Origin of the sequence: Nonomuraea monospora (assembly GCF_039531895.1) — a bacterium.
In the GTDB taxonomy this organism is placed as follows: Bacteria; Actinomycetota; Actinomycetes; order Streptosporangiales; family Streptosporangiaceae; genus Nonomuraea; species Nonomuraea monospora.
The window spans coordinates 32,597-58,753 of the sequence record NZ_BAAAQX010000036.1; the positions used below are offsets into that span (position 1 = coordinate 32,597).

Annotated in this window: 25 protein-coding genes; 10 read left to right on the plus strand and 15 right to left on the minus strand. The window is 73.3% G+C overall.

The features are described 5' to 3' along the window. Nucleotides 1-19 precede the first annotated feature (19 nt). The 5 genes from ABD331_RS46070 to ABD331_RS46090 form a co-directional block, all read right to left on the minus strand. Entirely contained in the window at nucleotides 20-916 is an 897-nt protein-coding gene (locus ABD331_RS46070; RefSeq protein WP_344490239.1) for an NBR1-Ig-like domain-containing protein, read from the minus strand. A 67-nt stretch (nucleotides 917-983) separates the two neighbouring features. Next, nucleotides 984-1,385, minus strand: a complete 402-nt coding sequence (locus ABD331_RS46075) for a putative quinol monooxygenase (protein WP_344490243.1) — start codon at nucleotides 1,383-1,385, stop codon at nucleotides 984-986. A gap of 140 nt (nucleotides 1,386-1,525) precedes the next feature. Next, nucleotides 1,526-2,032 carry a signal peptidase II gene (locus ABD331_RS46080; protein ID WP_344490246.1) on the minus strand — a complete coding sequence of 169 codons (507 nt, stop codon included), beginning with the start codon at nucleotides 2,030-2,032 and terminating at the stop codon, nucleotides 1,526-1,528. A gap of 62 nt (nucleotides 2,033-2,094) precedes the next feature. Continuing rightward, complete coding sequence (locus ABD331_RS46085; RefSeq protein ID WP_344490249.1) at nucleotides 2,095-2,847, minus strand: hypothetical protein; 753 nt, start codon at nucleotides 2,845-2,847, stop codon at nucleotides 2,095-2,097. Beyond that, entirely contained in the window at nucleotides 2,844-3,383 is a 540-nt protein-coding gene (locus ABD331_RS46090; RefSeq protein ID WP_344490252.1) for an EF-hand domain-containing protein, read from the minus strand. The genes ABD331_RS46085 and ABD331_RS46090 overlap by 4 nt, the downstream gene beginning before the upstream one ends. A gap of 120 nt (nucleotides 3,384-3,503) precedes the next feature. Here ABD331_RS46090 and ABD331_RS46095 point away from each other — a divergent pair, with 120 nt between their 5' ends. Continuing rightward, nucleotides 3,504-4,319, plus strand: coding sequence for a methyltransferase domain-containing protein (locus ABD331_RS46095; RefSeq protein ID WP_344490255.1), 816 nt, complete (start codon nucleotides 3,504-3,506; stop codon nucleotides 4,317-4,319). Nucleotides 4,320-4,430: 111 nt separating this feature from the next. Next, the gene (locus tag ABD331_RS46100) at nucleotides 4,431-5,219 is read left to right on the plus strand and encodes a GAF and ANTAR domain-containing protein (RefSeq protein WP_344490258.1); all 789 of its coding nucleotides are present in this window, start codon (nucleotides 4,431-4,433) and stop codon (nucleotides 5,217-5,219) included. On the opposite strand, the gene ABD331_RS46105 is transcribed toward ABD331_RS46100, so the two are convergent. Next, nucleotides 5,180-5,536 (minus strand): hypothetical protein, encoded by a 357-nt coding sequence (locus tag ABD331_RS46105; protein ID WP_344490261.1) that lies wholly within the window; start codon nucleotides 5,534-5,536, stop codon nucleotides 5,180-5,182. The genes ABD331_RS46100 and ABD331_RS46105 overlap by 40 nt on opposite strands. A gap of 171 nt (nucleotides 5,537-5,707) precedes the next feature. Here ABD331_RS46105 and ABD331_RS46110 point away from each other — a divergent pair, with 171 nt between their 5' ends. Both ABD331_RS46110 and ABD331_RS46115 read left to right on the plus strand, forming a co-directional pair. Then, nucleotides 5,708-6,679: a helix-turn-helix transcriptional regulator gene (locus tag ABD331_RS46110; RefSeq protein WP_344490264.1), complete on the plus strand. Its 972-nt coding sequence runs from the start codon at nucleotides 5,708-5,710 to the stop codon at nucleotides 6,677-6,679. A gap of 121 nt (nucleotides 6,680-6,800) precedes the next feature. Continuing rightward, nucleotides 6,801-7,007: a hypothetical protein gene (locus tag ABD331_RS46115; protein ID WP_344490267.1), complete on the plus strand. Its 207-nt coding sequence runs from the start codon at nucleotides 6,801-6,803 to the stop codon at nucleotides 7,005-7,007. Between the two features lie 25 nt (nucleotides 7,008-7,032). Here ABD331_RS46115 and ABD331_RS46120 read toward each other — a convergent pair whose 3' ends face one another. The 3 genes from ABD331_RS46120 to ABD331_RS46130 all read right to left on the minus strand — a co-directional run bounded on the left by ABD331_RS46120 (nucleotide 7,033) and on the right by ABD331_RS46130 (nucleotide 10,462). Then, the gene (locus ABD331_RS46120) at nucleotides 7,033-7,410 is read right to left on the minus strand and encodes a hypothetical protein (RefSeq protein ID WP_344490270.1); all 378 of its coding nucleotides are present in this window, start codon (nucleotides 7,408-7,410) and stop codon (nucleotides 7,033-7,035) included. A gap of 104 nt (nucleotides 7,411-7,514) precedes the next feature. Next, on the minus strand, nucleotides 7,515-9,152 hold the full coding sequence (locus ABD331_RS46125; RefSeq protein ID WP_344490273.1) for an endo-1,4-beta-xylanase: 1,638 nt from the start codon (nucleotides 9,150-9,152) through the stop codon (nucleotides 7,515-7,517). Between the two features lie 161 nt (nucleotides 9,153-9,313). Continuing rightward, complete coding sequence (locus tag ABD331_RS46130; protein ID WP_344490276.1) at nucleotides 9,314-10,462, minus strand: glycosyltransferase; 1,149 nt, start codon at nucleotides 10,460-10,462, stop codon at nucleotides 9,314-9,316. Between the two features lie 195 nt (nucleotides 10,463-10,657). Here ABD331_RS46130 and ABD331_RS46135 point away from each other — a divergent pair, with 195 nt between their 5' ends. Next, nucleotides 10,658-13,471, plus strand: a complete 2,814-nt coding sequence (locus ABD331_RS46135) for an AfsR/SARP family transcriptional regulator (protein ID WP_344490280.1) — start codon at nucleotides 10,658-10,660, stop codon at nucleotides 13,469-13,471. 98 nt (nucleotides 13,472-13,569) lie between these two features. Then, nucleotides 13,570-14,394: an alpha/beta fold hydrolase gene (locus ABD331_RS46140; protein WP_344490284.1), complete on the plus strand. Its 825-nt coding sequence runs from the start codon at nucleotides 13,570-13,572 to the stop codon at nucleotides 14,392-14,394. A 91-nt stretch (nucleotides 14,395-14,485) separates the two neighbouring features. On the opposite strand, the gene ABD331_RS46145 is transcribed toward ABD331_RS46140, so the two are convergent. Beyond that, nucleotides 14,486-14,746: a GlsB/YeaQ/YmgE family stress response membrane protein gene (locus ABD331_RS46145; RefSeq protein WP_344490289.1), complete on the minus strand. Its 261-nt coding sequence runs from the start codon at nucleotides 14,744-14,746 to the stop codon at nucleotides 14,486-14,488. 231 nt (nucleotides 14,747-14,977) lie between these two features. Between ABD331_RS46145 and ABD331_RS46150 the strand changes: the two genes are divergently transcribed. Next, complete coding sequence (locus ABD331_RS46150; protein WP_344490292.1) at nucleotides 14,978-16,840, plus strand: AfsR/SARP family transcriptional regulator; 1,863 nt, start codon at nucleotides 14,978-14,980, stop codon at nucleotides 16,838-16,840. Nucleotides 16,841-16,934: 94 nt separating this feature from the next. Here ABD331_RS46150 and ABD331_RS46155 read toward each other — a convergent pair whose 3' ends face one another. From ABD331_RS46155 to ABD331_RS46165, 3 genes are all read right to left on the minus strand, one after another. Further along, on the minus strand, nucleotides 16,935-19,766 hold the full coding sequence (locus ABD331_RS46155) for an AfsR/SARP family transcriptional regulator (protein ID WP_344490294.1): 2,832 nt from the start codon (nucleotides 19,764-19,766) through the stop codon (nucleotides 16,935-16,937). Between the two features lie 28 nt (nucleotides 19,767-19,794). Further along, a complete protein-coding gene (locus ABD331_RS46160) occupies nucleotides 19,795-20,025 on the minus strand; it encodes a GlsB/YeaQ/YmgE family stress response membrane protein (protein ID WP_344490296.1) in 231 nt (76 codons plus the stop codon). 103 nt (nucleotides 20,026-20,128) lie between these two features. After that, entirely contained in the window at nucleotides 20,129-21,457 is a 1,329-nt protein-coding gene (locus ABD331_RS46165; RefSeq protein WP_344490300.1) for a S41 family peptidase, read from the minus strand. A gap of 88 nt (nucleotides 21,458-21,545) precedes the next feature. Between ABD331_RS46165 and ABD331_RS46170 the strand changes: the two genes are divergently transcribed. Further along, entirely contained in the window at nucleotides 21,546-22,199 is a 654-nt protein-coding gene (locus ABD331_RS46170; protein WP_344490303.1) for a response regulator transcription factor, read from the plus strand. Continuing rightward, nucleotides 22,196-23,305 carry a sensor histidine kinase gene (locus ABD331_RS46175; protein ID WP_344490307.1) on the plus strand — a complete coding sequence of 370 codons (1,110 nt, stop codon included), beginning with the start codon at nucleotides 22,196-22,198 and terminating at the stop codon, nucleotides 23,303-23,305. Before ABD331_RS46170 ends, ABD331_RS46175 begins: the two co-directional genes overlap by 4 nt. 37 nt (nucleotides 23,306-23,342) lie before the next feature. Here ABD331_RS46175 and ABD331_RS46180 read toward each other — a convergent pair whose 3' ends face one another. After that, nucleotides 23,343-24,632 carry a class I SAM-dependent methyltransferase gene (locus ABD331_RS46180; RefSeq protein ID WP_344490310.1) on the minus strand — a complete coding sequence of 430 codons (1,290 nt, stop codon included), beginning with the start codon at nucleotides 24,630-24,632 and terminating at the stop codon, nucleotides 23,343-23,345. A 154-nt stretch (nucleotides 24,633-24,786) separates the two neighbouring features. Further along, the gene (locus ABD331_RS46185; RefSeq protein ID WP_344490313.1) at nucleotides 24,787-25,308 is read right to left on the minus strand and encodes an anthrone oxygenase family protein; all 522 of its coding nucleotides are present in this window, start codon (nucleotides 25,306-25,308) and stop codon (nucleotides 24,787-24,789) included. A 92-nt stretch (nucleotides 25,309-25,400) separates the two neighbouring features. Between ABD331_RS46185 and ABD331_RS46190 the strand changes: the two genes are divergently transcribed. Beyond that, nucleotides 25,401-26,066, plus strand: a complete 666-nt coding sequence (locus tag ABD331_RS46190) for a TetR/AcrR family transcriptional regulator (protein ID WP_344490316.1) — start codon at nucleotides 25,401-25,403, stop codon at nucleotides 26,064-26,066. Nucleotides 26,067-26,157 lie beyond the last annotated feature (91 nt).

Here is a 26,157-nt window from a genome sequence, read left to right on the forward strand (position 1 = left end):
CCGGCTCTCCGTCGTGTGGTCACGGCGGGGAGCCGGCGCCGTCCACGATGAGCTGGAAGTTGATCGGCCGGCTGCCCGGGAACACGATCGCCCCGGTGGCGTCCACCATCTTGAAGCGCACGTAGCACAGGCCAGGCTTGCGGGGCGTGGTGACGTCGGTACGGATGTCGACCGTCTCCCCCGGCTGCGTGTCCGCGATCGGCACGTCGGAGATGGTCTGGCACTGGTCGGCCTGCTGCGTCGGGTCGAGCCGGCGCAGCGAGTATCCCTTCCACGGCACAGACCCCGCGTTCCTGAGCCGCCAGACCTTGGTCACGGTCTCGCCGGCGCCGACGCGGGTGCAGTCGGGGAGCGTGACGTCCTCGACGAACTCGGCCTTGTCCCCTTCGTGCAGCGGCGCCGCCCAGGGCGGGTTGGTCGCGGGCACGGGGCAGGTGGCCGGTGAGAACGCGACGGCGGAGGAGGTGGCGGTCACGTGGAGGCTCTGCGCGGGGGGCTGAGAGCTGCGGTTGACGGCGACCACCGTGAGGACCGCCGCTCCCGCCAGGATCACCACCGCTGTCACCAGCGCGGCCGGGTGGGTCAGCCGCCGCCTGCCCTCCCCTCGCGGGGGAGGCTCCGTGATCGCGGGTTCCGCGTGGGTCGCGGCGCCCGTCGATCTGACCGCCTGGCTGGCGCTCTCCCAGCGTTCGCGGTACGCCGCCGGGTCCGCGCCACAAGCCTTGACGAACTCCACGGTGGTCTCCCAGCTCGGGAGCCGGTTACCCTTCGTGGCTTCGTGCAACGTCGTGTGGGAGATCGCCCCCGACCGGCCGGACATCTCGCGGAAAGGGGGGTTACCGACTGCGCTGCGTAACTCTCGCAGGATGGTCGCGAAACCCTCGATCGCCTCCGCCCGTGCACGTGTGTCGTCCACCGTGCGAAGGTAACAGCACGCAACGTCCGGCGGGCGGCGTTTTCCACCTTTCTGGTCCTTGATCGCCTCAGGCGCTGAGGGGCGTCAGCCAGTGGATCTCCAGGTCTTCTCGCAGGTAGTCCATGCGGTGCTGCTGGAAGTGCGCGAGTTCCGGACGTGCGAGATGCGCGCGCAGGTCGTCTGCCGACCGCCACAGTTCGTAGAACACGAGCGTGCCGGGGTCCGCCGCGTCGCGGTGGACCTGGTACTGCATCGAGCCCGGCTCGGCCCTGGTCGGCTCCACGAACGACAGCAGCAGCCGCTCCAGCTCGTCGGCGCGCTCGGGCTTGGGGCGGGCGAAGCCGTAGATGCCGACGGGTCCGACGACTCCCGCCGCCGCGTCGTGGCCGAGCTCGCGGCCGACCCCGAGGACCGGGAGCGCGCCTGCGGCTCGTTCGACCTGCCGGTGAAGAAGGCCGCGCGCACGCATCACTTCCGGGTGCTGCGCGAGGCGGGGCTGATCCTGCAGCGCGACCACGGCAACGGCAGCGCCGTCTCGCTGCCCCGGCAGGAGATCGAGCGTGAGCTGCCCGGCCTGCTGGAGCTGCTGTCCGAGGAGTTGAAGAACCCTCAGGCGGGCTCTTCCTCACCGTCCCTGGCGAGTGACACGCCGCGCAGGCTGAGCAGCACCATGGCGGCGGCCCCGCAGGTGAGCGCGATGTCGGCGACGTTGCCGACGAACGGGCCGTAGTCGATGAAGTCCACGACGTGCCCGTGGGCGAAGCCGGGCTCCCGGAAGAGCCGATCGCCCAGGTGGGACACCGCGCCGCCGAGCAGCACGCCCAGCACCAGCGCCCAGCCGGTCGAGGCCAGCCGGCGCGCGGTGTAGAGGATGCCGATCACCGCGGCCGCCGCCGCCAGGGCGAACACCCAGGTGGCGCCGGCGCCCAGGGAGAACGCGGCTCCGGCGTTGTAGAGCAGCCGGAAGTGGATCAGCGGCGGGATCACGGGGACGCGTTCGCTGTCGGACAGCGTGGAGACCGCCCAGAGCTTGGTGAGCTGGTCCACGACGAGGACCACCGCGGCCAGCGCGAGCATCACGCCGTAGAGCCGACCCGAACCCCGCTCCAGCCGCATCGCGCCATGGCCTCCGTGCTCGCGCAACCAAGATTGCCTCAAGACTACTGTCGGCTGACGTCTCACGGACCGCCGTGGCGGGAAGGCGGCACGACGGCCGGGTTGAAGATCTCCCAGACGAGCATGAGCGGGGTGTCCGCGGCGCGGATCAGGTAGGCCTTGGACGCGGCGGCGCTCTCCTCCGCGCTCCAGCGGGCCAGGCCGGTGGAGCGCAGGTGGCGGCCGTGCTCGATGCCGTGGGCGATCAGGTTCGGCCCGAGCGGGCGGACGGGGTCGGTGGCGATCTGGCGCAGGCGGGGGGCGCTCAGCGAGGCGATCACCTCGTTGTGGGAGACCGGGGTGCCGTGGTGGTCGTGCAGCAGCGAGTGGCGGACGGCGACGGCGCAGTCGTCGGTGAGCCGGAGCAGGGCTCGCACGTCGGCGGGCAGGCCGGCGGCGGGCCGGAGGTCCAGGCCTTGCAGGCGGACGCCGATCGGCCCGCCGGTCAGCGCCTCCAGCAGCAGGGTGGTCGAGCCGTCGCCGGCCAGCAGCATGCGGGTGACCGCGCTGGCGAAGGAGCCGACCGGCAGCGGCGACAGCCCGGGGGGCCGGTAAGGCGCAGGGCCGGTGCGCGGGCTGTCAGGCTGGGCTCGCTGATCACGCGAAAGGCCGGTGCGCGGGCCGTCTGGCCAGACTCGCTGGTCGTGCGGCGGGCTGTCAGGCCAGGCGCGCTGGTCATGCGGCGGGCTGTCAGGCCGGGTTCGCTGGCCGTGCGGCCCGCCCTCGCCGTGCGAGGCGGGGGCGGGCCACGGCGACGCCGGGCTGGTGGTCGTCATGCCGGTTCGCTGGCCAGCATCTGTCCGGGGGTGTGCGCCGAGGTGCTGACGTAGTACGCCTTGATGGCCGCGGACCAGGCGTCGGTGGTGACCCGGCCGCCGTGGCTCGCCAGCGTGGCGAAGAGCTGCTCCACCTGCGGCAGGGCGAAGCCGATGGCCGTCATGCAGGCGACGAAGTCGGTGTGCTCGACCTGTCCGTCGTCGTCGATGTCGGCCAGGGCGGTCAGGGCGCGGGCGTACGGTGAGCCGTGCTCGTCGAAGTGGTCGGAGTCGGGGACGGCCGCCGCGTACTCCTGGAAGGTGACGATTCCGTCGCCGTCGCTGTCGGAGATCGCCGCCAGGCCCTCCCAGTACGCGCGGCACCCTTCGGCCAGGGCGAGGGCCTTGGCGGAGTTGGGGTCCGCGCCGAGTGAGGCGCAGACGCGGCCGGCGAGGAGGGCGAAGTCCTCGGCCCTGAGGCGGCCGTCGCCGTTGGCGTCCAGGAGGGAGAAGCGGGCGCGGAGACGGGTCAAGCGAAAGTTCGGGTCCACCGACATGATGGGTCTCCTTCTTGACCGGCGGGGCGGTCCCCCACCGCTGCTCGCTCAGTGTAATGATAAAACTACTCTGAGCAACGCCTGAGTAATGGTGACGACCGTGAGCAAGGAAAAACCCAGGTGACCCGATCGGCTTCAGCGCCCCATGACTCCGCCTACCTCCTCGGCGCCTCCAGCGCCGAGCACCGGCGGCTGCTCGCCCAGGGCGATCTGCTGCGCGACGCCGCCCGGCAGCTCGTCGCACGCCTCGCGCTGCCCGCGCCGGCCCGCGCCATCGACGTGGGCTGCGGCCCCCTGGGCATCCTCGACCTGCTCAGCGACGCGGTCGGCCCGAGGGGCGGCGTCGTCGGCCTCGACGACAACGAGCAGATGATCGCCTGGGCGCGGCAGTCGATCGCCCGGCTGGGCCTGGCGAACGTCACCACCGAGCTGGGCAGGCTCTCCGGCGGCGACAGACCGGCCTTCGACCTGGCCCACTGCAGGCTCCTGCTGATCAACAGCGCCGACCCGGCTGCGGTCGTGTCCGCCATGGCGGCGGTCACCCGGCCAGGCGGCTGGATCGCCGTACAGGAGTACGACTGGGCCACCTGGCAGTGCGACCCGCCGCACCCCGCCTGGGACGCGCTCAAGGCCATGATCGCCCCGGTGTTCGGCGGGGACGTGCACATCGGGGCCCGGCTGCCGAGCCTGCTGCGTGAGGCCGCGGGCTGCCAGGAGGTGCACACGGCGGCGCACGCCTTCTACTGGCTTCCGCGCAGCCCCTGCCAGCGGCTGCTGCTGCAGTTCGCCGGCCTGTTCGGCGAGCGGCTCCTGGCCCGGGGCACGGATCCGGACACCTTGGCGACCCTGAAGTGCGAGCTGGGCGCGCATCTGGCCCGGCCGACCACCGTGGTGCGCGAGAGCCTGCTGGTGCAGGCCTGGGGACGCAGGCCCTGAGGCCAGGAGTGAACCCGAGGCCACAAGGGTAATGTCGGGCCGTGCGGCCATTCCGGAACGCGTACCCCGGATGCGGCGCGAGCACGAATTCTCCCTGTTGAGGAGGCCCTCATGGGCCCGACCAACGATCCCACCCCGAAGGACGAGCCACCCTTCGAAGACCCCGGCCTGGACGAGGGCTTCCTCCAGGAGCTCACCGCGGTGCTGCTGGCCACCAGCGGCATCGACACGGCGCTGAGCGAGCTGGCCACGGCCGCCTCCCGGATCACGCCCGGCGCGCCGATGGCCGGGGTGACCCTGCGGCTGGGCGGCAGGGTCCGCACGGTCGCCTCCTCCGAGGCCACCGCGCTGCTGGTCGATGAGATCCAGTACGACAACGGCCCGGCGGGCGGGCCCTGCCTGGAGGCCATCGACTCCGGTCGCGTGGTGCAGGTGGACGATCTGGCCACGGAGAGCCGGTGGGGCGAGTATTCGGCGTACCTGCTGGCCCATGGGTTGCGCAGCGTCTACTCGCATCCGCTGCGGGCCGGGGAGCAGGTGATCGGCGCGCTGAACATGTACGCCCCCGCCACCGCGGACAGCGCGTTCGGCCCTGACGCCCGTCAGGCCATCGCGCGGGTGGCCGAGCACACCGGGCTGCTGCTGCACGCGGTGCTGCAGGCGGCTCGCCACGCGGAGATCACCGCGCAGTTGCGCGACGCGCTCGCCCAGCGCGCGACGATCGAGCAGGCGGTCGGGGTCCTGATGGGTCAGCGCCGCTGCAGCGCCGAGGAGGCGTTCGCCATCATGCGGCGCGCGGGCCAGACCACCGACCGCTCGCTGGGTGAGGTCGCGGCCGACGTCATCACGTCCTTCACCGGTCAAAGGCCCCGACCGTCCCCTTTCGTCGATCCGCTCTGACCCGGTCCGGCGCCGCCGTCCGGGCCGCGGATGACGGCGCGGGCGTACCGGGAACGGGCGTACTCGGAGCGGGCGTACTCGGAGCGGGCGTACTCGGAGCGGGCGACGGCGCGGGCGTACCGGGAGCGGGTGACGGCGCCGGACCGGGAGCGGGCAGCGACGGGCTGGAGCGCTCCCGCGCCAGGACCGCCCGCGCGCGGGACCGGCTGGCCGCGGCACGTGTGCGGCTGGGCGAGGCGCGGGCCCGTGAGCAGCGCGCCGGCCAGCGGCTGGGGGAGATCGAGGCGGAGCTGGAACGCCGGTGGCTCGGCGACCACTCACCAGAGCCGATCCCACGGTGGGCGAGCGGTCAGCAGGGCCCCTGACCCGGAGGTGAGCGGACGCGTACTGTCGCAGTTGTCCAGGGCGGCTACTATCACGACAGGACCGGTTCGCCTCGCCTGCGAGCACGGGTGCGGTCGGAGCGGGCTTGACGAGCGGAGCGTTCGATGGAGCCGTTGACCTTCGAAAGCCGTGATCTCGGCCAGACGGAGGAGTTCCTCAACAAGGCCTACGCCAGGATGCGGATCGGGTCCGACGTGCCCAGCCCGCGCGCCGTGATCTCGCGCCAGGTCATGGGCACGGTGAGCATCGACCGGCTGCGGCTCGAGTTCGCCATGAGCTACGACGTCAACCCGCTGGGCAAGGTGTGCCTGTGCACCGTGGAGTCCGGCACCATCGTCCAGCAGGTCGCGGGCGGCGACCAGGAGGTGTTCGGGCCGGGGGACGCGGTGCTGTTCGCGCCGCACGACCTGCCCTACACCGGGCAGATCCGCCGCTCCGGCTACCACATCATCATGTTCGACCCCGCCCTGATGCAGCAGGTCGCCGGGGCTCTTCCCGGCCGCCGGCCCGAGCCGGTGCGGCTGCTGGGGCACCGGCCCGTCTCCCCCGCCGCCAGGCAGCACCTGACGCGCACCATCGCCTACCTGCGTGACGACGTGCTGGCCAACCCGGAGCTGGCCGCCCAGCCGCTGGTGGTCTCCACCGCCGGGCAGTTGCTGGCGGCCAGCGTGCTGGTGGCGCTGCCCAGCAACGCCAACGCCGACGCGAGCGCCCAGGACGGCCGCGACGCCCATCCCCAGGCGTTGCGCCGCGCCATCGCCCACATCGACGCGCACGCCGACGAGCCGCTGGGCATCGACGACATCGCCACCGCCGCCCGCGTCAGCACCCGGGCCCTGCAGTACGCCTTCCGCAGGCACCTCGACACGACCCCGCTGGGCTACCTGCGCCAGGTCCGGCTGGCGCACGCGCACGCCGAGCTGAAGGCGGGTGATCCCCGCACGACCACGGTGGCCGCGGTCGCGGCCCGCTGGGGCTTCTTCCATCCCGGACGGTTCTCGCTCACCTACCTGGCCGCCTACGGGCGCACACCCCGCGAAACCCTGCACGCCCCTGCCGAGGCTTCTCCCCGCTGAAGCCGCGAACCCCCTTTCGTTCAGCGGACAGCAGCGAGGAGAATGTGCGCCTCGTGTACTGACCAGCGATGACCGCTGAGCGACAGTGGACCTCGAAGGAATCGGACACCGTACAGCAAAGATGATCATGGAAGATTTCGGGCAGGAAGAGCTCTACGCGACCGCGGCCAGGCTGAAGTCGCAGGCCACACAGATCCGCCTCGACAGCAAGCGCATCGCCACCATGGCCCGCGAGATCCGTTACAGCCTGCGGGAGCAGCAGGAGCGCCTGCGCACCAGCTTCGACGCGATCGCGGAGCGCCGGGCCGGGCGGCACGCCGAGCCGTGACCGCGGCGGGAGCCCGCCCCGCCCGTCAGGCTCGCCGGTCGTCCTCCAGGGCTTCCGCGCGCAGCTCCGCCGCGCGGCGGCGATGCGACTCCACGTCACCGATGCCCAGGTCGGCGGCCTGCTCGTGCATGCTGGCGGCCCTGCGCACCGCCCAGGCGGCACGCCGGTACCCGGCCCTGGCCTCGGCCTCGGCCTGGTCCGCCGCCTGCATCGCCTCCTCGGTCCGCTCCGCGGCGTCGCGTGCCCGGGTCTCGGTCACGGTGTAGGAGCTGCCCCGCACGCTGAGCTCGCGTACCCACTGCTTGAGCTGCGCGGCGCGCTCGCCTGCCCGCCTGGCCCGCGCCTGAGCCCGCTCGTGCTGCCTGCGGATCTCATCGGAATACGCCTGGAATTCCTCGGTCATCGCCCGCTACCGCCCTCCGACGCCGACCGGACCCTTCCGACAGAGTACGACCGCGAGCCCGCCCACGCCCGGTGAGGCGTGGACGGGCCGGTGAGGAGAAGCGGTCAGGCGCAGGTGTAGCCGCTCGGCACCGAGGTGTCGCCGCCGGGGCGGCTGACCTGGAAGCCGAAGGCGGTGGCGGCGCCCGCGCCGAGGCTGCCGTTGTGCGCGGCGTTCCTGGCCGTCACGGTCTGGCCGCTCACGGTGAGCTGGGTGTTCCACGAGCCGGTGATGGTGTGCCCGGCCGGCAGGGTGAAGGTGACCGTCCAGCCGCTGATCGCGGAGGCGCCCGCCGTCACCCGGACCGGCTCGATGACGTACCCGGTCTGCCACTGCGTCTGCGTGGTCGGGGCCGCCGTGCAGGAGCCGCCGGGGTTGCCGCCGCCGCTGGTCGTGGTGAAGGTGACCGTCGAGGAGGCGGTCGACAGGTTGTTCGCGCCGTCACGGGCCCGCACGTACACCTGGTACTGGGTGGCGGCGGTCAGGCCGGTGAGCGTGATCGAGTTGGTGGACGACTGGCCCAGCAGCGTGTCGGTGGCGCCCTGCTCGCGGTAGACGTTGTAGCCCGCCAGGCCCGAGCCGCCGGAGTCGGTCGAGGCCGTCCAGGTCAGGGCCGCGCCGGAGGAGGTCACGCCGGACGCGGCCGGGGTGCCGGGCGTGCTCGGCGGCGTGGTGTCGGGGTTGGGGTTCGTGCCGCCGTTGAGCGCGTTGAGCACCGAGGTGTAGGCCGGCTTCTTGTTGCCGCTGCCGTCGAACAGGAGCGGGGTGTCGCCGGAGCGCCAGGAGTCGCTGTCGCGCACGCCCCAGGTGGTGATGCCGGTGCAGCGGGCCACGGCCAGGCAGTCGTTGACCACGTTGGCGTACGTGGTCGGGGAGGCGCCCTGGATGTCCAGCTCGGTGATCTGCACGTCCACGCCGAGGGCGGCGAAGCTGGAGATCGTGGTGCGGAAGTTGCTGTTGTACGGGCTGCCGCTGTTGAAGTGGGCCTGGAGGCCGACGCAGTCGATCGGCACGCCGCGCGACTTGAAGTCGCGGACCATGTTGTAGACGCCCTGCGTCTTCTCCCAGGTCCAGTTGTCGATGTTGTAGTCGTTGTAGCAGAGCTTGGCGGCCGGGTCGGCGGTGCGGGCGGTGCGGAAGGCCACCTCGATCCAGTCGTTGCCGGTGCGCTGGAGGTTGGAGTCGCGCCGGCCGCCGCCGCTGTCGGCGTAGGCCTCGTTGACCACGTCCCAGGCGTAGATCTTGCCCTTGTAGTGCGCCATGACGCCGTTGATGTGGTCGATCATCGCCTGCCGCAGCGTGCTGCCGGACAGCGACTGCATCCAGCCCGGCTGCTGGGAGTGCCAGGCCAGCGTGTGGCCGCGCACCTGCTTGCCGTTCTGCACGGCCCAGTTGTAGACGCGGTCGGCGTTGGTGAAGTTGAACTGCCCCCGGTTCGGCTCGGTGGCGTCGATCTTCATCTCGTTCTCGGCGGTCACCATGTTGAACTCGCGGTTGGCGATCGTCGTGTAGGCCGACTCGCCGAGCTTGGAGGCGCTGATGGCGGTGCCGAAGTAGCGCCCGCTCTGGGCGGCCGCCGCGCCCAGCGTGGTCTCCGCGGCCTCGGCGGGGAGTGACAACGTCAAGGGCGCGATCGCGCCCGCTAAGCCGACGACGCCGGCGGCGACCATGCGGCGGAATCCGCCGAAACCGTTCGTGCGCATGCCTGGAGCCTCCGTTACCGGATCACATTGAGGGACCCAGTGTGGAAACATCCCCGAAATATGTCAACGATGCTCTAAAACTTTCGGGGCACAGAAGGCCGAAAGGCGCACTTCGTAGGGCTTCTTACAGGGGTGATGGATGTCTGAAACTTTCGGCGTCGCTACGCCACCAGTGCGGAGATCGACTCCAAGGCGTCATGGTGCTCGAAGGCCGCCCGCAGCTCCCGCGCGCGGGCGCGGAAGGAGGGCGTGGACAGGACGGCGTCCAAGGCCGCGCGGAGCGTGGCATCGTCGGGCCTGCCGGTCTCCAGGTCCACGCCCGCGCCGCTCCACGCGACCCGGGCGGCGATCATCGGCTTGTCCTCGGTGGCGCCGCCGACGACGAGCGGGACACCGTGCCGCAGGGCGGTGTGCACGCCGCCGTAGCCGCCGTTGGTCACCAGGACGTCGGCGAAGGGCAGCAGCAGCTCGAACGGGACGAAGCCCGCCAGCCGGGCGTTGGCTGGAACGTTCCCCATGATCCGGTGCACCTCCTCGGGGCCGCCGGGGCGCGCGGTGGCCGCGACGACGAGGGCGTCGGAGCCGGCCAGCACCCGCAGCGTGGGGATCACCAGCTCCTCCAGGTCCACGTTGGCGAACGTGCCCTGCGTGACCACCACGACCGGCCGGTCCCGCGACAGCTCGCCCCACCACGACGGCCGCTCGAAGACCCCGGCAGGCGGCGCGGGCAGCGGGCCGACGAAGCGGAAGGAGCCCGGCAGGTCGTCGCGGGGAAGCTCGAACTCGGGGACGGTCAACTGCAGGAAATGGTCGGGAACGGCGATCAGGCTGCTCAGCACGAACCCGGGCAGAGCCACCCCGACCGACTCGAACACCTTCTCCACGTGCTGTTGCGCGTCCTGGTGCACCTCCGCGCCCCAGCCGAACGACGGAGGCGGCGGCGAGATGCCCAGGCTGACCGTGGCCGGACGGGTCCCAGGGCCTGACGACAGGGAGAGCGGCAGCGCTCCCAGGAACAGGCTGTCGCTGATCACCGTGGTGGCCGGGAAGCCGTCCAGCAGCCGGCGCAGCGCCTCGTACTGCGCGGGGACCGGGTCGCCGAAGACGTGCTTGATGTCGAAGCCGATCTGGGCCGGGCCGGGAGGAAGCAGACTCCGTCCGGGAAAGGCCCGGTCCATCTGCCGTTCGTCGTAGTCGGCCGGCTCGGGGAGCGGCGCGAAGCGCGCGCCGGCGGCCTCGGCCCGCCCCCTGTACCGCACGCCGGTGAGAACCACCACCTCATGGCCGCGTCTCACCAGATCGGCGGTCACGGTGAGAAGGGGAGCCGCGTGTCCGTGCACGGGTGTGGCGGCAACAATGATCTTGGGCACTGGATCTCCGCTGGAGAAGGGGAAACACCTGGGCGAATCGCCCGTGTTGTTTACTGGGCCGCGATCGTACGTCAACCGATGTGCGTAATAAGTGATCGGCAGGCGGCCCGTCCTCGACCAGGAAACGGAGAACCCATGGTGCGCTTCACGGTGCTCGGCCCGGTGCGCGCCTGGCGTGACGGCGTCGAGCTGGCGGCGGGGCCTCCCCAGCAGCGGGCGATGCTCGCCCTGCTGCTGGCGCAGGCGGGCCGGCCGGTGTCGCTGAGCGAGATCGTGCACGTCCTGTGGGGGAAGAACCCGCCGGTCAGCGCCGTCAACGTGGTGCACCGATACGTGGGCATGGTGCGCCGGTTGCTGGAGCCCGCGCTCGCCGTACGGGAGGAGGGGCGCTGGCTCGTCCGCGACCGCGGCGGCTACCGCCTCGACGTGGGCCCCGGCGAGGTGGACCTGCTGAGCTTCCGCCGGTTGGCGGAGGACGCCCGGCGGAGGCGGGCGAACGGTGCCGCGCATGCCGCGCTGAAGTTGATGACGGAGGCGCTCGCGCTCTGGCACGGCCCGGCCGCCGCCGGGATCCCCGCTGACGTGCGGTCCCATCCGACCTTCACCGCCCTCGACCGGGAGCAGCTCGCCGCCGTCCAGGAGGCCGCGGATCTGGCGCTGGAGCTGGGAGCGGCCGATCAGGTGCTGGCGCAGCTCTGGGAGACGGCTGCGCGGCATCCGCTGGACGAGCCGGTGCAGGCCAGGCTGATTCTCGCGCTGGGCGCGGGCGGCCGACAGGCGGAGGCGCTGGAGACCTGGCACGCCGTCCGCGCCCGCCTCGCCCGCGAGCTGGGCGCCGGGCCCGGCCCCGAGCTGCGCGCCGCCCAGCGGCGGATCCTCCACGGGCAGGCCGCCCCGCCCGCCCAGCGGCGGATCCTCCACGGGCAGGCAGCCCCGGCGCCCGGCCCCATGCGGCTCCCGCCGGACCTCGCCACCTTCGCGGGGCGGCGCGCCGGCCTCGCCAAGGCCCTCGCCCTGCTGCTGGCGGAGGACGGGCGGAGCCCGGCCGTCGGCGTGATCAGCGGCATGGGCGGGATCGGCAAGAGCACCTTCGCGATCCACCTGGCCCACCAGGTCGCGCACCGCTTCCCGGACGGCCGGCTGTACGTGGACCTGCGCGGCCACGCCCCGAACGGATCCGCCCTCGCCCCCGGCGAGGCGCTGCGCGGGCTCCTGGAGGCGCTCGGGGTGACGCCGCACCGGATCCCGGACGGGCTGGACGCGCGGGCCGCCCTCTACCGGAGCCTGCTCTCCGGCCGCCGGGCCCTGATCGTGCTGGACGACGCCCGCGACGCCGAGCAGGTGCGCCCGCTGCTGCCGGGAAGCTCCGGCTGCCTGGTGCTGACGACCAGCCGGACCGGCCTGTTCGGCCTGATCGCCGAAGGCGCCCACCCCCTGGCCATCGACCCGCTCCCGGCGGACGAGGCCAGGGAACTGCTCGCCCGCCGGCTGGGCGCGGACCTGGCCGCGTCCTCGCCGGAAGCCGTGGACAGGATCGTCGCCCGGTGCGCGGGGCTGCCCCTGGCGCTGGCCGTGGTGGCGGCGCGGGCGGCCGACCGGCCGCTCACGGCGGTGGCCGCGGAGCTGCGCGTGGCGGACGGCAGCCTCGGCGCCTTCTCCGGCCCCGCCGCCGACGGCGACGTGCGGGCGGTCTTCTCGTGGTCCTACCGGGTGCTCAGCCCCGCCGCCGCCCGGCTGTTCCGGCTGCTCGCCGCGCATCCGGGCCCCGACCTCGGCGTGGCCGCCGCCGCCAGCGTCGCGGGGATGCCCGTGGGGCATGCCCGCGGGCTCCTCACGGAGCTGACCTCGGCCTGCCTTCTCACCGAGCACTCGCCGGGCCGCTACACCTGCCACGAGCTGCTCCGCGCGTACGCCACCGAACTCACGCACGCTCACGACACGGAAGCCGAACGCCGGGCGGCCGCGCACCGGGTCTTCGACCACTACCTGCGCACCGCCCACGCCGCCGGCCGGCTGTACTCCCCGTACTGGCGGACGACCACGCTGCCCGCGGCGCGGCCCGGCGTGGCCGCCGAGACCTTCGAGGACGACCGGGAGGCGCTGGCCTGGTTCAACCGCGAACATCTCGTGCTCACGTCCATGATCGACCAGGCCGTCCGGGAGGGCTTCGACACCCACGCCTGGCAACTCGCCTGGGCTCTGGAGCGCTTCTTCGACCGTCAGGGACACTGGCACGACTTCCTCGCCGCGCAGCGCGCCGGTCTGGCCGCCGCCGTCCGGGTGGGGCACCGGGGCGCGCGGGCGCACCTGCACAGAGGCCTGGCCCGCGCCGCCGCCCGCCTGGGCCGTTTCGACGACGCCAACACGCACGTCCAGCGGGCCCTGAGCCTGTTCGACGAGCTGGACGACCTGCCGGGCCTGGCGCACGCCCACCGCTGCCACGGCTGGATCCTCGACCAGCAGGGACGCCACGAGGCAGCGCTCGACGCGGCGAAACACGCCCTCGACCTGTACCAGGCCATCGGCGACCGCGTGGCGGGCGGCAGCGCGCTGCACGCGCTCGGCTGGACGCATGCCCTGCTCGGCGACCTCCGGCGGGCCACCGCCTACTTCGAGCAGGCCCTCGCCACGACGGACGAGAGCCGCGACCGCTACGGCGCCGGCGGCACGCTGGACAGCCTCGGCTACGCGCACCACCACCTCGGCGACCACTCGCAGGCCATCGCCTGCTACGAGCGGGCCCTGCGGCTCTACCGGGACGTCGGCGACCGCTACCAGGAGGCCGGCACGCTCAGGCGCCTGGGCGAGACCTACCTCGCGGCGGGCGACCGGGGCACCACGCGTGCCGTCTGGCGCCAGGCCGCGGCGATCCTCGACGCCGCCGATCCCCCGGCCGCGGAGGAGGTCCGCGCGGAGCTGCGCCGCATCGACCACGCGGCAGGACGCTGACCGCTCCGGCACTTTTTGTTCACATCCTCCCTTCTAGATTGGCGGGGGCCGTGCCGGGCGCGGCCTCCTGACCTTCGCAAACAGCAGGGGGATGAACCATGGGCCACCTCATCGTGGGTGACGGCCAGCTCTTCTACACCGACGAGGGCACCGGTGACGAGAGCGTGCTCTTCGTGCACGGGGGCACGTGCGACTCGCACGACTGGGCCCCGCAGATCGAGCCGTTCGCGGTCCGGCACCGGGTGATCGCGCCTGACCTGCGCGGCCACGGCAGGTCGTCCGCCGTCTCGGGCGGGCTCGCCCCGCGTGACTTCGCCGACGACCTGGCCGCGCTGCTCGACCACCTCGGCGGCAGGCCCGCCGTCGTCGTGGGTCACTCGCTGGGCGCGGCGGTCGCCTCCGTGCTCGCCGTCGAACGGCCGGACCTGGTCCGCGCCGTCGTCGCCGTCGATCCCGCCTACGGGTTCGACCCCGAGTTCGCCGCCGGCGTCGCCGCCGCCTTCCGCGCTCCCGATCCGGTCGCCGTGGCCGCCGCCGTACTGGCCGGGATGGAGGCCGCCGTGATCGAGCCCGGCCTCGCCTGGCTCGCGACCTGGCACCGCCGCCGCACGCTGGGCACCGCGCCGGAGGTCGCGGCCGGGGTGTTCCAGGGACTGTTCGACGCGCCGAACGAGGTGACGCTGCGCCCCGGCGCCGAGGATTATCTCCGCCGGCGGGCCTGCCCGGTGCTGACGGTGTCCTCGGACGCCTCGCTGAAGGCGAAGGGCATCGACCTCGGCTGGGAGCAGGCGGTCAGCCCGCATCCGTACAGTGCGGCGGTGGCCTGGGACGGCGTCGGCCACTGGATCCACCAGGAGCGCGTGGCGGAGTTCAACGAGCTGGTTCTCGGCTGGATCGCCGCGCTGCCCGCCTCGCCGGCGTAAGAGGCACGCTGACAGGTGTACGGCGGCGGCCGTCACCGGAGCACGGTGCTCCGGCGACGGCCGCCTTTCTGTGCCGGTGACCGGGTCTCTGTCAGGACTTGCTCTTCTTGGCGGACATGTTCGCGACGACGGCCACGCAGCCGACGGCCAGAGCGATCTGCACGACGAACACCAGCCACCCCTTCTCGGCGAAGCCGATCAGGTAGGCGAGGCCGGTGCCGACGGCGGCGGCCACGGTGCCCGCGGCGATGGTGGCGAACCAGCCGATGTCCTGACGTCCGGGCAGGATGAGCCGGCCCAGCAGGCCCGCCACGGCACCGGAGATCACGCAACCGAGAAAGATGAAGAGCATGGGTCTTCTCCTTGGATGAGGTTCTGAGGGAAGGCGGCTCCTCGTCCGGTGAGGGCTGCTGTACGAGGTCGCCGGGCCACGAACGTAGAGCCCACCACGCAAGCGCGAGATTGACGGCGCGTATATCCGGTGGCCGGAGCCGGTCCGATCGCCTCTCGTCAGTTCTTAGGCACAACGCCCGCCTACGCTTGCCGGGGCTCAGGTCGGGATTCGGGGTGGAGGGCGATCGATATGGGTACGGGGCTGCGGTTCTCCCTGCTGGGGCCGGTCCGGGCGTGGCGCGGCGAGACGGAGCTCGACCTGGGCGCGCCCCAGCAGCGGGCGGTGCTCGCCTTCCTGCTGCTGCGCGACGGCGGAGCGGCGCCGGCCGAGGAGATCGTGGACGCGCTGTGGGCGCAGCGGGCGCCGGGAAGCGCGCTGTCCATCGTGCGCACCTACGTCTGCCGCCTGCGGCGCGCCGTGTCCCGCGCCGGGGACGGCGACCGGGTGATCCGGTCCTCGGGCGGCGGCTACGCCATCGCCGCCGACGCGGCGCACGTCGACTGGAACGCCTTCCGCGAGACGCTGCTGGAGGCGCAGGGCGTACGCGCGCGGGGGAACCCGGCGGAGGCGTCGCGCCTGCTACGCGACGCCCTGTCGTTGTGGAAGGGCGTTCCCCTGGGCGGCGCCCGCGGCGACTACGTCAGCCAGGAGCGGGCCCGGCTGATCCAGCGCAGGATGGCCGCGCTGGAGGAGCAGGTGGCGCTCGACCTGGAGCTCGGCCGGCACTCCTGGGCGCTCGACGAGCTGTCGGCGGCCATCGCCGCCGAGCCGCTGCGGGAGCGGCTGCGCGAGCTGCAGATGATCGCCCTGTATCGGTCAGGGCGGCAGGCGGAGGCGCTGGCGGCCTACGACGAGGTGCGGCGCTCGCTCGCCGCCGAGCTCGGCATCGACCCCGGCGCCGGGCTGCGGGACCTGTACGTGCGCATCCTGCGGGCGGACCCCGACCTCACCGGCCCGCCGCCTCGCCAGGTGCCCGCCGAGGCCGTCGGGCTGCCGCCCGCCCAGGTGCCCGCCGTGCCGCCGGGCTTCGTCGGCAGGGACGCCGAGCTGGCCGTCGTCCTGGACGCGCTGCGCCCCGCCGGGTGGCCGCCCGTGGTGGCGATCACCGGGCTCGGCGGCATGGGCAAGACCGCGCTGGCGGTCAAGGCCGCGCACGCGACGCGCGGCCGTTTCCCCGACGGCCAGGTCTACGCGGACCTGGGAGCGTCCACCGGCCGGCCGGTCTCCCCCGCCACGGTGCTGGGCTCCTTCCTGCGTGCCTTCGGCGTGCCGGAGGAGCGGCTGCCCGGCTGCCTGGAGGAACGGTCGGCGCTGTGGCGGACCGTGCTGGCCGACCGGCGGGTGCTGGTTCTCCTGGACGACGCGAGCGACGCGCACCAGGTGCACCACCTGCTGCCCGCGGCGCCGGGCTGCGCCGCGCTCGTCACCACCTGGCGGCACATGCTGGACCTGCCCGGCGTGCGCTGGGTCGGGCTCGACGCCCTGCCCCCTGACGACGCGCTGGAGCTGCTGGCCCGGCTGGCCGGCCGTCAGCGGGTACTCGGGGAGCGGCAAGCCGCCGTCGAGGTGGTCGAGCTGTGCTCGCACCAGCCGCTGGCCGTCCGCGTGGCGGCCGATCTCCTCCAGGCCAGGCCGCACTGGACGGTGCGGCAGGTCCGCCTGTGGCTGGAGGACGAGCTGCACCGGCCCGCGGGCACCAGCGACGACTGCGCGCTGATCGAGGCGCCCCTGCTGCGGGCTCAGCGCCGGCTCGGCGCGCGGCAGGCCACGGCCTTCCGGCTCGCCGCGCTGCCCGAGCAGGATGAGCTGACGCCGGAGACGGTCGCGGCGCTGCTCGGCCTGCCCGTGCCCGTGGCGCACCGGCTCCTGGAGTCGCTCGTGGACGCGCACCTGCTGCTCGCCGGGGTGGGCGGGACCTATCGCTTTCACCGGCTGGTCAAAGCGTTCGCGCGACGGCAGGCGTGGTCACGTGAGGGTGTCGAACGGTGTGACGCCGCCTTGGACCGGCTGCGGCGCTTCCGCGCCCGACGCTCCGCCACCGCGACGGCCTGACGCGGGGCCTGACGGCGGAAAGCGGCGGAAGGACGCGTGGCCTGACGGAGGAAAGCGGCTGAAGGACGCGTGGCCGGGACGGCCGGACGCGGTGTCACCGGCGGTCGGCGAGTTTCGCGGCGAGGGCCGCCCTGGCCTCGGTCCGGGAGGCGTAGAGGCGTTCCAGCGCCGCCCGCCAGCTCGCCCGGGCCGCCGCACGATCGCCGGTGGCGTCCAGGGCGTCGCCGAGCCGCTCCAGCACGAGGGCGTCGTGGTCCCGGCCGTGCCAGCCCCGGCCGCCGCCCACCGCCAGCGACCTGCGGTAGCTGTCGATGGCGGCGCGGTGCTCGCCCAGGCTCTGGTAGGCCCAGCCCATGGTGTAGAGGTTGAAGCTCTGCCCGATCACGCTGCCGATCCCGGTGTGCAGGGCCAGCGACCGCCGGCTGTACGCCAGGGCCGCGCGAGGCTCGCCCAGCCGGATGAGCACCCAGCCGACCGCGTTCAACGCGCCCGACTGCTCGAACAGGCCGGCGCCGTCCTGCCGCGAGAGTTCGAGTGACCGCCGCGCGTGGTGCAGCGCCTCCGGGAAACGGCCCTGCTTGTCGTACAGGCGGGTCAGCTCGAGATGGGTGACGGCCTGGCTTCGCACATCCCCCAGCTCGGTGAACAGCCGCAGCGCCTCCTGGTAGTTGGCGTGCGCCTGGCCGGGCAGGTCGGCGCGGGTGCAGGCGGAGGCCAGCGCGTGCAGGGCGTGCGCGTGCATCGACGCGTCGCCCAGCCGGACCGTGGCGCGCACCGCGATCCGCGCCAGGGCCAGCGCGCTCTGCGCGGGGCGCAGCAGGATCAGATAGGTGTGCGCCGACCAGGCGAGATGCGCGACATGGTGGTCGAGCCCGAGCTGGGCGGCATGCTCGACGGCGGCGAGCACCACGCTCTCCTCCGCGCTGAACCAGGCCGATGCCGCAACCGTGTCCCCGACCCGGTCCGGGCTGACACCCGCGCGCGGCTCCGGTGGCGGCAGCACGTTCTGCCCCGGCTTCATCAGCTCCGAACAGCGGCGGGCGGTACGGAGGTAGTGGTCGAGGAACCGGAGCAGAGCCGCCCTGCGATCGGCGTCCGTGTCCTGCTCGGCGGCCGTCCCGGCGGCGTACGCGCGTACCAGGTCGTGGAAAAAGTAGCGGCCCCGGACGTGCTCGGTGAGCAGGTGCGCGGCGGTGAGCTCCGCCAGCAGGGGGCGGACCTCTCGCGGGCGTACGCCCCCCAGGCTCGCCGCTGCGGACGCGCTGATGTCAGGTCCCGGCACGGTGCCCAGCAGCCGGAACAGGCGGGCTGCGCCGGGGGTGAGCGCGTGGTAGGACCAGGAGAAGACCGCGCGGGGGGCGGCCATCGGGTCGAAGCCGGTGAAGGCGTCCAGGCTGCCGCGCTCGCGGCGCAGCTCCGCCGCGATGGACGCCAGCGTGAAGGACGGATGGGTCAGGGCGTGGGCCGTGACGATGGCCAGCGCGAGCGGCAGCCCGCCGCACAGGGACAGGAGCTGCGCGACCGCGTCCGGTTCCGCGTCCACCCGCTCCGCTCCCAGCCGCGCGCGCAGCAGACCGGCGGCCTCGTCCGCGGGCAGCGGGGCCAAGGTGATCGTGCGTGCGCTCCCGTCGAGGACGAGCCCGTCGAGCCGGTCGCGGCTGGTCACGATGACGAGGCAGCCGGTGGCCGCCGCCAGCAGCGGGCGTACCTGGTCGGCGTCCCGGGCGTTGTCCAGCAGCAGGAGCATCCGCCGCCCCGCGACGCGGTCGCGGAAGAGGGCGGCTCGCGCTTCCAGGGCGGCCGGGATCTCCTCCGCGGCCACGCCGAGGCCGGCCAGCAGGACGCGCAACGCCTCGTCGGCGCTCATGGCCTGCTCGCTGTGGTGGAAGCCGCGCAGGTTGACGTACAACTGGCCGTCGGGGTGGTGGTGGGCGGCCCGGTGCGCCCAGTGCACGGCCAGGGCGGTCTTTCCGACGCCGCCCATGCCGCGGATGATCCTGACCGTCGCCGTGTCCGGATCGTCGTCCAGGACCGGTAGCTGCTCCAGCTCCGCGCGCCGCCCCGCGAAGAACGGCGGGCCGGCGGGAAGCTGGGCAGGCTTGGCCACCCCCGCGTAGGCCGACTCCGCGTAAGCGGGCGGCGGGTAGGCGGGCGGTGTGGTGCCGGGCGGTGGTGCCTCCTGGTGCGGTACGCCCTCCGCGGCGGCCTTCAGCTCGGGCCCTGGGTCGATGCCCAGCTCCTCGGCCAGCCGGTCGCGGACCGTCCGGTAGACGGCGCGGGCCTCGTCCTGCCGCCCGGTCGCGGCCAGCACCTGCACCAGCCGGGCCTGCAACAGCTCGTCCAGCGGCTCCCTGCCGGCGGCGAGCCGCACCGCCGGCAGCACCCGCGCGGGCAGGCCCGCGGCGAGCGCGTGCTGGGCGGCCTCACCCACCGCGGCCCCGAACTCCCGGTCCAGGGCGACGAACACGGGCCGGGCCCGCACTTCCGGCATGATCCCCGCCCCGGCGGCCCCCCGCCACAGCCGCAGCGCCCGCAGGTACTCCTCCACCGCCTCGACCGGCCGGTCCTGCCCGGCTGACGTGCGGGCCCGCGCCAGGTGCTCGCGGAACCGGAGCAGGTCGCCGCTGGTCGCGTCCACGACGAGCTGGTATCCGCCGGCCGCGCGCCGCAGCCACCGGCCCGCCTCGCGTGCCGCCAGATCGGCTTCCAGCGCACGGCGCAGCGTTCCCACGTTCCGGTACAGCACGTTGAGCGCGGTGTCCGGCGGTTCCTGCCCCCACAGGCCGTCTACCAGGTCGTCGAGGCCGACCGGCCGTCCCCCCGCCGCCAGCAGCAGGGCGAGCAGGGCGCGCTGCTGAGGCCCGCCCAGGGCGACCTCGCGCCCCTCCCGCAGGACCCGCAACGGGCCCAGGACCGCGAACCACATCCGTCCCCGCAGGAGAGGTCACCGCCTTTCATTCACTCATGGCGACGACGCCCACACAGGCGGCGGCCAGCACGAACTCCACGCCGAGGACGAGCCAGGCGTCGTCGGCGAAACCCACGGCGTGGGCGAGCGTCACGGCAACCACGCCGGCGCCGATCAGGGCCACCCAGCCGGCGGCGCGGCGGCGCGGCACGAGCAGGTGGGAGAGGCAGCCGATGATCGCGCCGACGGCCGTCGAGCTGATGATGAAGAGCGCCATACCGGCCCTTTCCTCGACGTCGATGCCCTCGATGCTAGGGGCGCGCCGTTGACTGGCGATTGACGGTGCGCATACGGCCGGGACGGCGACGTCGACCGGCCCTCTACTGCTGCTCGCGCAGCAGCTCCAGTGCCTTGGCCACGCCAGGGTCGCGCCCGGTGGCCAGGTCGAGGGCGGTCATCGGGGCGTGGTGGTCGACCGGCACGCCCACCGTGTCGATGGTCTCGCGGGCGGGCCCGAGGTGGCGGACCTTGGGCAGGACCAGGACGCTGCCGTCGTCCAGCAGGTAGCCCTCACCGGGCCCTGAGACGGCTCCGGCCGTGCGGGTGCCGACGAGGGTGCCGATGCCGTTGTCCTTGACGGCCGCGCTGAAGTCGTCGCAGGCCGAGGCGCAGCCGCGGTCGGTGAGGACGATCAGGCGCGCGCCGACCAGCGGGACGCTGTCGTCGGTCTTGTTCGGCACGCAGTCGCCCTCGAACGGGCAGAAGTAGCTGGTGACCTTGCCGTGCGCGAACGCGCCGAGCAGCCGCGTCACCTCGCGGGGCGACCCGCCGCCGTTGCCGCGCAGGTCGAGGACGACCGCCTCCGGCTTGCCCTGCAGCTTGGCGATGACCTGGTCGGCGGCGCCCCCGAAGAAGCCGGGCAGCTTGACGTAGACGGCGCCGCCGGGCAGCGTCTTCGACGTCACCGCCCTGGGCGGGCGCGTGAGGGGGCCCGGCTCGATCTCGACGGTGCGGGTGCGTCCCGTGGTGGGGCGCTTGAGCGTGAGCCGGACGGGGCCGGGAGCGCCGATCGCGTCCACCAGGCTCTGGTTGACGGTGTCGCCGAAGAACGCCGGCACGCCGTTGGCCTTGACCAGGATGTCGCCGGGCCTGACGTCGGCCTTCGCGGCGGGGCTGCCGGGCAGGACCTCGGTGATGAACAGCGGCGGCCGGGTCGCCGGGTCGAGCCGCGCGCCGTACGCGCCCGAGACGCCCACGATGCCGGTGCCGGTCGGCTCGCTCTCCTCCTCCGGCTCCGGCTTGATCCAGTTGGCGTGGTTGTCCTGGAGCCCGGCGACCATGCCGGTGATCGCGGCGCGCAGCGCGGCGGGGTCGCCGGTGCCGAGCACCTTGGCGAAGGCGGCCCAGTCGGTGTCGCGGTTGCCGGTCAGGGCGGGGAGCCGGAGGTCGCCGCGGTCGGCGCCGCGCCGCATCAGCTCCTGGGTGTAGGCCGACATGGCGTTGCGCAGTAACGTCCTGGTGTCCAGGGCCGGGCCGCCGTAGTAGTTGTCCAGCACGCAGTGGTACGCCTGCCGGAGCGTGTTCACCGAGGTCGGGGGCGCGGACTGCGGCGGTGGCGCCGTGCTCGGGGCGCAGGCGCCTGGGGCCGGCTGGGGCGTCGGGGTGAGGCTCGCCGCCAGCAGGGCGGCGGCGATGAGAGTTTTGATCATGGCCATGAGGATGGCCGGGAGCGGGTTTCACGGCTGTGACGGTGACCGTTAACGCCGCTGTTACCACCCCTCGGATATGCACGTCGGTATGCGGGTTCTGGTAGTGGAGGACGAGCGCGATCTGGCCGACCTGGTGGCCGTGGGGCTGCGCCGCCACGCGATGGCCGTGGACGTGGTCTACGACGGGGCCGCCGCGGTGGAGCGGCTGGCGGTGCACGACTACGACGTTCTGGTGCTGGATCGGGATCTGCCCGAGTTGCACGGCGACCTCGTCTGCCACGAGGTGGTGGCGCGCGGCAGCCGTACCAGGATCCTGATGATGACGGCGGCGGCGTCGGTGCCGGACCGGGTGGCGGGGCTCGGCATGGGCGCCGACGACTACCTGCCCAAGCCGTTCGACTACGCCGAGCTGGTCGCGCGGGTGCGCGCCCTGGGGCGGCGCAGCCGGCCGCAGGTGCCGCCGGTGCTGTCGCGGCACGGCATCGTGCTCGACACCCACCTGCTGCAGGCCTCGCGGGACGGGCGGCACCTGCATCTGTCGCTCAAGGAGTTCGCCGTCCTGGAGGTGCTGATGCGGGCGGAGGGCGCGGTGGTCAGCTCCGAGCGGCTGCTCGAAGAGGCGTGGGACGAGCACGCCGACCCGTTCACCACCGTGGTGCGGGTGGTGGTCAGCCGCTTACGCGCCAAGCTGGGCGACCCGCCGTGCATCCAGACGGTCCCCGGCGCGGGATACCTGCTGTGACGACGATCCGGACGCGGCTCACGCTGATCTACTCCGGGCTGTTCCTGCTGACCTCGGTCGTGCTGCTGATCACCGTCAACGTGCTGCTGCGGCAGGCGATGGACGCGCGGATCGCCCCGCTGGCCGTCCAGCCGCCGGAGCGGGTGTGGCGCGGGCCCGGGGAGCGGCCTCCGGCGCCGCGGCTGCCCGACCTGGTGGACGACGTGATCAGCTACCAGTGGGAGATGACCGTGTTCACGGTCGCGATCCTGTCGCTGGTCTCGCTGGTCGTCGGCTGGACGATCGCCAGGCGGATCCTGCGCCCGCTGCACCGGATCACCGCCACCGCGCGGCGGCTGTCCCTGTCGACCCTGCACGAGCGGATCGCGCTCGCCGGGCCGCAGGACGAGCTGAAGGAGCTGGCCGACACCTTCGACGCGATGCTCGACCGGCTCGAACGCTCCGTCGCGGGGCAGCGGCGGTTCATCGCCAACGCCTCCCACGAGTTGCGGACGCCACTGGCCGTCCAGCGGGCGGCCATCGAGATCGGGCTGCCCGAGGACGTCGGCGAGATCCGCGACAAGCTGCTGCTGCACAACCGCCGCGCGGAGGGCCTCATCGACGCCCTCCTGGTGCTGGCCCAGGCGGAGCACGGCCTGGACGACAGGAGCCCGGTCGCCCTGGACGAGGTGGTGCGGCTCGTCGTGGCCGAGGGGCGCCCGGACGAGGTCGCCGTGACGGCGCGGACGGAGCCGTTCGCCGTCGAGGGCGACCCCGTGCTGCTGAACCGGCTCGTCACGAACCTGCTCGACAACGCGGTCCGCTACAACCATCCGGGCGGCAGCGTCGAGGTGACGCTCGCCGGCGGGGTGCTGACGGTCCGCAACACCGGCCCTGACGTGCCCGTCGAACGCTTCGGCGATCTCTTCGAGCCCTTCAGGCGGCTGCACACGACCCGCGGGCAGGGCGCCGGGCTGGGGCTGTCGATCGTCGCGTCGATCGCGAAGGCGCACGATGCGGACGTGCGGGCCAGCCCCCGCCCCGGGGGCGGGCTGGAGATCGTCGTCACCTTCCCCGGATCGGCCGAGCCGGTGGCCGGGCGGCGGGCGCTCAGCCGGGCGCCCTGATCAGGGGGTGCGGGCCGCGACGACCGCCAGCGTCAGGTCAGGGGGTGCGGGCCGCGACGACCGCCATCGTCAGGTACGGCACCGTGAACCGGCCGCCCAGCCCGTCGATGGCGGCTCCGACGCCGTCCAGCACCTCGGCCAGCTTGCCGGCCGGGAGCCGGGTGAGGGCGCCGGTCGTGGGCAGCAGGTCCAGCCACTCGTCGCGGGTGTAGTCCTGCTGCCACTCGAACCGCCACAGCTCCGGCTCGCCGAACCCGCCCGCCTCCCGGATCCCGTCGGCGAACTTGGCGAACATCTCCGCGTAGACGTCGCGCGCCGGCCGCGCCTGCTGGCCGGCGAACGGCGAGTCGGGCATCACCCTGCGGAAGACCTCCGCGTAGGCCTGCGCGATGGCGGGCGGCGCGTCGAAGACGTGCGCGAAGATCGCCAGCGGCCCGCCGGGGCGCAGCAGCCGGGCCGCCTTGCCCGCGCCCGCCACCGGGTCCACCCAGTGCCAGGCCTGGCCGGCGATGATCGCGTCGAACGTGCGGCCAGCCGGGTCCCACGCCTCGAACGTGGCGGCCTCGGCCTCGACGCCGCTGCGCCGCGCGACTTCGAGCATGCGCTCGTCGGGGTCGACGCCCAGCACGGTGCAGCCGGCCGCTTGAAACTGGCGGGCCTCGATGCCGGTGCCGCAGCCGACGTCCAGGACGGCGGGGCCTGGGCTGGCGGCGATGACGCGCTTGACCAGGGCTTCGGGGTAGGGCGGCCGGGCGCGGTCGTAGCGTTCCGCGTCCGTGCCGAACGACTCCGCGTACTCCCTGGCCTGGTGGGCTGGTTGTCCTTGCGATGAAGTGGGCATGCGCCCACCGTAGTGGGCAGTCGCCCACCACGGCAAGCGGTCTAACCCGCGAGCCGGTCGCGCGCCAGAGTCCGGAGGTGATCGGGGATGGGGCACCCGGTGGGAGCCACAGGCGACCGGGACGTGGTGCCGCCACGGCCCGCTGCCCACGCACTCCAGCGCGTCGGAATCGGTGCGGCGCTCGACCGTGCTCAGCTCCAGCGCGACCCCGTTCACCTCGAACCGGGCGAAGTACTGCGCCGACCCGGGCAGCCACTCCGCCGGGTGGAGGCAGGGGAAAGAGGAGAGTGCCGCGGCGAAGGCGTCCACGTCCTTCCTGCCGGCGAGCAGGACGTCGATGTCGCCGGCGGGAATCTGCACGCCCTGGAGGAGCGCGGCGCTGGTGCCGCACACGCGGTACGCCGGCCCGTCGCCGTTGACCGCGAGCGCGTCGAGGGCCAGGTCCAGCGCCGTGGTGACGTCCATGCGGCTCAGTTGTCCGCTCATGGACGTCAACGTAACGACGCGGGAGGCACGCGCGTCAGGCGCATCGCGGCGCGATCAGTGGACGGCGCAGCCGACCCGGACGGGCACGCCGGCGGACCAGCGGCCGGAGGTGACGTCCTGCGCCCTGGCGTAGGCGTTGGTGGGACGGCCGCGCTCATGGTTCTGCGTTTCGCGGAACGTTCCTTTCCGAGGAGAGATCGGTTCTGGTCATGTCGTGGTCGAGGCCCTGGGCGGTGATCAGGCACGCGAACGCGGCGAGGGCGAGTACCGCGCGCAGGAGGTGCAGGTCGAGCCACCGTTGCCGGATCTCGTGCCAGCCGGCGGGCGGCTGGGCGGGATCCCAGCCGTTCGCGATCCGGTTGAGCGGCTCCATCCCCGCCAGGGTGAGGGCGACGGTCGCGACGAGCAGGAGCAGGGCGGCCGTGCAGGCGGCGAACGCCGGCCAGCCCCGCTGCCACGACAGGAGCGAGGCGACGATCGTCGCCCCGATGCAGGTCAGCAGGAACGGCGGCATGGCCCGGCCGTAGTCGGCGTTGAGCGCCTGCCAGTACGTGACATAGGCGGCGCCCGGCATCCGCGCCAACGATGGGGCGATGACGACGAAGAGGACGCCGCCCGCGTACAGGCCGGTCAGCGCCGTCGCGAGCATCCGGGACACGGTGAGCAGCAGGGACACGGTGCGCCTCCCCAAGACGATGCTTTGGATAGAACCGCACTTTTTCATTAGAGACGATTCTAGTCAATATAGTTCTGAAATCATGGTTCGCGATGACCGAGCAGAAGAAGCGCCGCGCCTACTCCAGCGCCCTGCGCCAGGAGCACGCCCAGGCCACGCGGCAGAAGATCGCCACGGCTGCGCGGGAGCTGATGATCGCGAAGGGCTACGCCGACACCACCATGGCGGAGGTGGCACGCGAGGCGGGCGTCGCGGTCCAGACGCTGTACACGTCCTGCCCGGGCGGCAAGCCGGCGCTGGCCAAGCTGGTCTACGACCTCACCCTGGCCGGAGACGCCCGTCCCACGCCGCAGAGCGACCGCCCCGAGGTGCAGGCGATCATCGACGAGTCGGACCCCGCCCGCAAGCTGGCCCTGTACGCCGCCATGGCCACCGGGATCCTGCGGCGCGTCATGCCCGTGCACCGCGTGCTGCGCGCGGCGGCCGCCGCGTCACCGGCCGACGCGGGGCTCCAGGACGTGCTGGCCGGCATCGAACGCGATCGGCTGAGGGGCAGCCGCGGCCCCGCCGAGCACCTGCACGCGCTCGGCGCCCTGCGCCCTGACCTGCCTCCGGCCAGGGCGGCCGAGCAGATCTACGTGCTCACCTCGACGGAGAACTTCGAGAAGCTCACCGAGGTGTGCGAGTGGAGCGCGGCCGAGTACGAGGAGTGGCTGGCCACGCTGCTGGCCGCCGCCCTCCTCGCGCCCGCGAGCTGACGAGCCGGGGAAGGAGTTACCCCCCATCTAAGAGCAAAAGCGCTGATCAGGGACGCGTAACAACGTCAAAAGGGCCGCACGCGAGCACGCG

What these genes read in the sequence shown, in the direction of transcription:
- ABD331_RS46075 (WP_344490243.1), bottom strand. Translation starts at nt 1,385, where the DNA reads ATGCGTGCGCGCGGCCTTCTTCACCGGCAGGTCGAACGAGCCGCAGGC.
- ABD331_RS46080 (WP_344490246.1), bottom strand. Translation starts at nt 2,032, where the DNA reads ATGCGGCTGGAGCGGGGTTCGGGTCGGCTCTACGGCGTGATGCTCGCG.
- ABD331_RS46085 (WP_344490249.1), bottom strand. Translation starts at nt 2,847, where the DNA reads ATGACGACCACCAGCCCGGCGTCGCCGTGGCCCGCCCCCGCCTCGCAC.
- ABD331_RS46090 (WP_344490252.1), bottom strand. Translation starts at nt 3,383, where the DNA reads ATGTCGGTGGACCCGAACTTTCGCTTGACCCGTCTCCGCGCCCGCTTC.
- ABD331_RS46100 (WP_344490258.1), top strand. Translation starts at nt 4,431, where the DNA reads ATGGGCCCGACCAACGATCCCACCCCGAAGGACGAGCCACCCTTCGAA.
- ABD331_RS46110 (WP_344490264.1), top strand. Translation starts at nt 5,708, where the DNA reads ATGGAGCCGTTGACCTTCGAAAGCCGTGATCTCGGCCAGACGGAGGAG.
- ABD331_RS46115 (WP_344490267.1), top strand. Translation starts at nt 6,801, where the DNA reads ATGATCATGGAAGATTTCGGGCAGGAAGAGCTCTACGCGACCGCGGCC.
- ABD331_RS46120 (WP_344490270.1), bottom strand. Translation starts at nt 7,410, where the DNA reads ATGACCGAGGAATTCCAGGCGTATTCCGATGAGATCCGCAGGCAGCAC.
- ABD331_RS46125 (WP_344490273.1), bottom strand. Translation starts at nt 9,152, where the DNA reads ATGCGCACGAACGGTTTCGGCGGATTCCGCCGCATGGTCGCCGCCGGC.
- ABD331_RS46135 (WP_344490280.1), top strand. Translation starts at nt 10,658, where the DNA reads ATGGTGCGCTTCACGGTGCTCGGCCCGGTGCGCGCCTGGCGTGACGGC.
- ABD331_RS46140 (WP_344490284.1), top strand. Translation starts at nt 13,570, where the DNA reads ATGGGCCACCTCATCGTGGGTGACGGCCAGCTCTTCTACACCGACGAG.
- ABD331_RS46145 (WP_344490289.1), bottom strand. Translation starts at nt 14,746, where the DNA reads ATGCTCTTCATCTTTCTCGGTTGCGTGATCTCCGGTGCCGTGGCGGGC.
- ABD331_RS46150 (WP_344490292.1), top strand. Translation starts at nt 14,978, where the DNA reads ATGGGTACGGGGCTGCGGTTCTCCCTGCTGGGGCCGGTCCGGGCGTGG.
- ABD331_RS46155 (WP_344490294.1), bottom strand. Translation starts at nt 19,766, where the DNA reads ATGTGGTTCGCGGTCCTGGGCCCGTTGCGGGTCCTGCGGGAGGGGCGC.
- ABD331_RS46160 (WP_344490296.1), bottom strand. Translation starts at nt 20,025, where the DNA reads ATGGCGCTCTTCATCATCAGCTCGACGGCCGTCGGCGCGATCATCGGC.
- ABD331_RS46165 (WP_344490300.1), bottom strand. Translation starts at nt 21,457, where the DNA reads ATGATCAAAACTCTCATCGCCGCCGCCCTGCTGGCGGCGAGCCTCACC.
- ABD331_RS46170 (WP_344490303.1), top strand. Translation starts at nt 21,546, where the DNA reads ATGCGGGTTCTGGTAGTGGAGGACGAGCGCGATCTGGCCGACCTGGTG.
- ABD331_RS46180 (WP_344490310.1), bottom strand. Translation starts at nt 24,632, where the DNA reads ATGAGCGGACAACTGAGCCGCATGGACGTCACCACGGCGCTGGACCTG.
- ABD331_RS46190 (WP_344490316.1), top strand. Translation starts at nt 25,401, where the DNA reads ATGACCGAGCAGAAGAAGCGCCGCGCCTACTCCAGCGCCCTGCGCCAG.